Source organism: Curtobacterium uvaldense (genome assembly GCF_028307415.1).
Taxonomy (GTDB): Bacteria; Actinomycetota; Actinomycetes; order Actinomycetales; family Microbacteriaceae; genus Curtobacterium.
Genome location: NZ_JAQMHU010000055.1, coordinates 1 through 5519, shown reverse-complemented (window position 1 = coordinate 5519; position 5519 = coordinate 1). Strand labels below are relative to the sequence as shown.

At 55.7% G+C, this 5519-nt stretch carries 3 rRNA genes; all 3 read left to right on the top strand.

The features are described from left to right. Nucleotides 1-194: 194 nt before the first annotated feature. The 3 genes from PIJ49_RS16715 to rrf all read left to right on the top strand — a co-directional run bounded on the left by PIJ49_RS16715 (nucleotide 195) and on the right by rrf (nucleotide 5514). Nucleotides 195-1716 (top strand): 16S ribosomal RNA (locus PIJ49_RS16715). 412 nt (nucleotides 1717-2128) lie between these two features. Further along, nucleotides 2129-5256: ribosomal RNA gene (locus PIJ49_RS16710) — 23S ribosomal RNA — on the top strand. Between the two features lie 141 nt (nucleotides 5257-5397). Further along, nucleotides 5398-5514: ribosomal RNA gene (rrf, locus tag PIJ49_RS16705) — 5S ribosomal RNA — on the top strand. Together the 16S, 23S and 5S rRNA genes form the textbook arrangement of a ribosomal RNA operon. Nucleotides 5515-5519 lie beyond the last annotated feature (5 nt).

Genomic DNA, 5519 nt, shown 5'->3' with positions numbered 1-5519 from the left:
GAGTGGGGGGTGCGTCTGGTCCTTGAGAACTCAACAGCGTGCACATTGTCAATGCCAATTATTTTGACCCCGTGCGATTGCAGCTTTGGTTGTGGTCGTCGGAGACAATTCCTTTTGGATTGAAGATTGTCAGTAGACAGTCAACAGTCAGAATCAACTCGGTTCGGCGCTTTCGGGTGTCGGATCTGTAAATTTTTACGGAGAGTTTGATCCTGGCTCAGGACGAACGCTGGCGGCGTGCTTAACACATGCAAGTCGAACGATGATCAGGAGCTTGCTCCTGTGATTAGTGGCGAACGGGTGAGTAACACGTGAGTAACCTGCCCCTGACTCTGGGATAAGCGTTGGAAACGACGTCTAATACTGGATATGATCACTGGCCGCATGGTCTGGTGGTGGAAAGATTTCTTGGTTGGGGATGGACTCGCGGCCTATCAGCTTGTTGGTGAGGTAATGGCTCACCAAGGCGACGACGGGTAGCCGGCCTGAGAGGGTGACCGGCCACACTGGGACTGAGACACGGCCCAGACTCCTACGGGAGGCAGCAGTGGGGAATATTGCACAATGGGCGAAAGCCTGATGCAGCAACGCCGCGTGAGGGATGACGGCCTTCGGGTTGTAAACCTCTTTTAGTAGGGAAGAAGCGAAAGTGACGGTACCTGCAGAAAAAGCACCGGCTAACTACGTGCCAGCAGCCGCGGTAATACGTAGGGTGCAAGCGTTGTCCGGAATTATTGGGCGTAAAGAGCTCGTAGGCGGTTTGTCGCGTCTGCTGTGAAATCCCGAGGCTCAACCTCGGGCTTGCAGTGGGTACGGGCAGACTAGAGTGCGGTAGGGGAGATTGGAATTCCTGGTGTAGCGGTGGAATGCGCAGATATCAGGAGGAACACCGATGGCGAAGGCAGATCTCTGGGCCGTAACTGACGCTGAGGAGCGAAAGCGTGGGGAGCGAACAGGATTAGATACCCTGGTAGTCCACGCCGTAAACGTTGGGCGCTAGATGTAGGGACCTTTCCACGGTTTCTGTGTCGTAGCTAACGCATTAAGCGCCCCGCCTGGGGAGTACGGCCGCAAGGCTAAAACTCAAAGGAATTGACGGGGGCCCGCACAAGCGGCGGAGCATGCGGATTAATTCGATGCAACGCGAAGAACCTTACCAAGGCTTGACATACACCGGAAACGGCCAGAGATGGTCGCCCCCTTGTGGTCGGTGTACAGGTGGTGCATGGTTGTCGTCAGCTCGTGTCGTGAGATGTTGGGTTAAGTCCCGCAACGAGCGCAACCCTCGTTCTATGTTGCCAGCGCGTTATGGCGGGGACTCATAGGAGACTGCCGGGGTCAACTCGGAGGAAGGTGGGGATGACGTCAAATCATCATGCCCCTTATGTCTTGGGCTTCACGCATGCTACAATGGCCGGTACAAAGGGCTGCGATACCGTAAGGTGGAGCGAATCCCAAAAAGCCGGTCTCAGTTCGGATTGAGGTCTGCAACTCGACCTCATGAAGTCGGAGTCGCTAGTAATCGCAGATCAGCAACGCTGCGGTGAATACGTTCCCGGGCCTTGTACACACCGCCCGTCAAGTCATGAAAGTCGGTAACACCCGAAGCCGGTGGCCTAACCCTTGTGGAAGGAGCCGTCGAAGGTGGGATCGGTGATTAGGACTAAGTCGTAACAAGGTAGCCGTACCGGAAGGTGCGGCTGGATCACCTCCTTTCTAAGGAGCATCTGACCGGCCCTGCCCTGCAGGTGTCTGGTTCAGGCGCCGAGTAACCCGAACGTGGTTGCCGGTAGCTCATGGGTGGAACATTGACAGTGCAGTCGGGAGCGTAGCTTCCGGCCCTAGTACGCCAGCTTGCTGGTTGGGACGGGTCGGGGTGAGCGGGTCGGCTGGTGCACGTTGTTGGGTCCTGAGGGACCAGGCTTCCTGTTGACACGTGAGTGTTGGCGGGGGTTGGGCCTACGGGTCCTTCGTTGGGCCAGGGTGAACCTACCGGTTGGTGGGGGAGTGCTGGTGCCGATCGTATGTTGAGAACTACACAGTGGACGCGAGCATCTTAGATCGCTCGTGATGATGACCGACTTTCGGGTTGGTTGTTGTTCGAGTCGATCGCAATTTTAATCTTTGTGGTCAAGTTTCTAAGAGCAAACGGTGGATGCCTTGGCATCTGGAGCCGAAGAAGGACGTAGAAATCTGCGATAAGCCTCGGGGAGCTGATAATCGAGCTGTGAGCCGAGGATTTCCGAATGGGGAAACCCCGCCAGGCGACTTGTCGACCTGGTGACTCCCGCCTGAATATATAGGGCGGGTAGAGGGAACGTGGGGAAGTGAAACATCTCAGTACCCACAGGAAGAGAAAACAACATGTGATTCCGTGAGTAGTGGCGAGCGAAAGCGGATGAGGCTAAACCGATCATGTGTGATAGCCGGCGGGCGTTGCATGGTCGGGGTTGTGGGACACGTCGCTCAGTTCTGCCGGACTGGGACGGTTACAGCGCATCATAGTCGAACCGGTTTGAAAGCCGGGCCGTAGTGGGTGCCAGCCCCGTAGACGAAATGGTGTTATGGCCGGATGTGTATCCCAAGTAGCACGGGGCCCGAGAAATCCCGTGTGAATCTGTCAGGACCACCTGATAAGCCTAAATACTCCCAGATGACCGATAGCGGACAAGTACCGTGAGGGAAAGGTGAAAAGTACCCCGGGAGGGGAGTGAAATAGTACCTGAAACCGTTTGCTTACAAACCGTCGGAGCCTCCTTGTAGGGGTGACGGCGTGCCTTTTGAAGAATGAGCCTGCGAGTTAGTGATATGTGGCGAGGTTAACCCGTGTGGGGCAGCCGTAGCGAAAGCGAGTCTGAATAGGGCGATTCAGTCGCATGTCCTAGACCCGAAGCGAAGTGATCTATCCATGGCCAGGTTGAAGCGACGGTAAGACGTCGTGGAGGACCGAACCCACTTCAGTTGAAAATGGAGGGGATGAGCTGTGGATAGGGGTGAAAGGCCAATCAAACTTCGTGATAGCTGGTTCTCTCCGAAATGCATTTAGGTGCAGCGTTGCGTGTTTCTCGCCGGAGGTAGAGCTACTGGATGGCCGATGGGCCTCAACAGGTTACTGACGTCAGCCAAACTCCGAATGCCGGTGAGTGAGAGCGCAGCAGTGAGACGGTGGGGGATAAGCTTCATCGTCGAGAGGGAAACAACCCAGACTACCAACTAAGGCCCCTAAGCGTGTGCTAAGTGGGAAAGGATGTGGAGTTGCACAGACAACCAGGAGGTTGGCTTAGAAGCAGCCACCCTTGAAAGAGTGCGTAATAGCTCACTGGTCAAGTGATTCCGCGCCGACAATGTAACGGGGCTCAAGCACACCGCCGAAGTTGTAGATTTCGCACACAGACAAGCCTTCGTGGTTCAGTCGTGCGGAGTGGTAGGAGAGCGTCGTGTGGCGAGTGAAGCGGCGGAGTAATCCAGCCGTGGACGCCACACGAGTGAGAATGCAGGCATGAGTAGCGAAAGACGGGTGAGAAACCCGTCCTCCGAAAGACCAAGGGTTCCAGGGCCAGGTTAATCCGCCCTGGGTAAGTCGGGACCTAAGGCGAGGCCGACAGGCGTAGTCGATGGACAACGGGTTGATATTCCCGTACCGGCGAACAACCGCCCAAGCTAATCCAGTGGTGCTAAGAGTCCTAACCCGGGTTACCGGATCCCTTCGGGGTGATGGTGTCCGGTCTAACGCTCGACCCCATGCTGGTGCGGCTAGCGTATGAACAGGTGTGACGCAGGAAGGTAGCTGAGCCAGGCGATGGTATCCGTAAGGTGAACCTGGTGTAAGGATGTAGGGCTGACGATAGGCAAATCCGTCGTCTGTGTGCCTGAGATCCGACGCGTACCCGTAAGGGGAAATCAGTGATCCTATGCTGCCGAGAAAAGCATCGACGCGAGGTTGCAGCCGCCCGTACCCGAAACCGACTCAGGTGGTCAGGTAGAGAATACCAAGGAGATCGAGAGAATCGTGGTTAAGGAACTCGGCAAAATGCCCCCGTAACTTCGGGAGAAGGGGGGCCGGACACGTGATACGACTTCTCGTCGTTGAGCGTTGAAGGCCGCAGAGACCAGTGGGAAGCGACTGTTTACTAAAAACACAGGTCCGTGCGAAGTCGCAAGACGATGTATACGGACTGACGCCTGCCCGGTGCTGGAAGGTTAAGAGGAAGGGTTAGCCTTAGGGCGAAGCTCTGAATTTAAGCCCCAGTAAACGGCGGTGGTAACTATAACCATCCTAAGGTAGCGAAATTCCTTGTCGGGTAAGTTCCGACCTGCACGAATGGCGTAACGACTTCCCAGCTGTCTCAACCGCGAACTCGGCGAAATTGCACTACGAGTAAAGATGCTCGTTACGCGCAGCAGGACGGAAAGACCCCGTGACCTTTACTACAGTTTGGTATTGGTGTTCGGAGTGGCTTGTGTAGGATAGGTGGGAGACTGTGAAGCGGGCACGCTAGTGTTCGTGGAGTCATTGTTGAAATACCACTCTGGTCACTTTGGATGTCTAACGTAGGACCCTGATCGGGTTCATGGACAGTGCCTGATGGGTAGTTTAACTGGGGCGGTTGCCTCCCAAAGAGTAACGGAGGCGCCCAAAGGTTCCCTCAACCTGGTTGGCAATCAGGTGGCGAGTGTAAGTGCACAAGGGAGCTTGACTGTGAGACTGACAGGTCGAGCAGGGACGAAAGTCGGGACTAGTGATCCGGCAGTGGCTTGTGGAAGCGCTGTCGCTCAACGGATAAAAGGTACCTCGGGGATAACAGGCTGATCTTGCCCAAGAGTCCATATCGACGGCATGGTTTGGCACCTCGATGTCGGCTCGTCGCATCCTGGGGCTGGAGTAGGTCCCAAGGGTTGGGCTGTTCGCCCATTAAAGCGGTACGCGAGCTGGGTTTAGAACGTCGTGAGACAGTTCGGTCCCTATCCGCTGCGCGCGTTGGAAATTTGAGAAGATCTATCCCTAGTACGAGAGGACCGGGATGGACGAACCTCTGGTGTGTCAGTTGTTCTGCCAAGGGCACCGCTGATTAGCTACGTTCGGACCGGATAACCGCTGAAAGCATCTAAGCGGGAAGCCGTCTTCGAGATGAGATTTCCATGCACCTTGAGTGTGAGAGGCTCCCAGCAGACTACTGGGTTGATAGGCCGGATGTGGAAGCGGGGACTAACGACCCGTGGAGCTGACCGGTACTAATAAGCCGAAGACTTGACAACACAACTTTCACCGTCACCCCTTGTGGGTGGCGGGCTCGCGTCCACTTTGTGGTTCCCGACAGACGATCGGGAATCAAACTGAATACTTCAGCAATGCTCTGAAGGAACAATGGTTTGATCCAGGATCTGGGTCGACAGTGTTCCGGTGGTCATAGCGAGAGGGAAACGCCCGGTCACATTCCGAACCCGGAAGCTAAGCCTCTCAGCGCCGATGGTACTGCAAGGGGGACCTTGTGGGAGAGTAGGACGCCGCCGGACTCAAC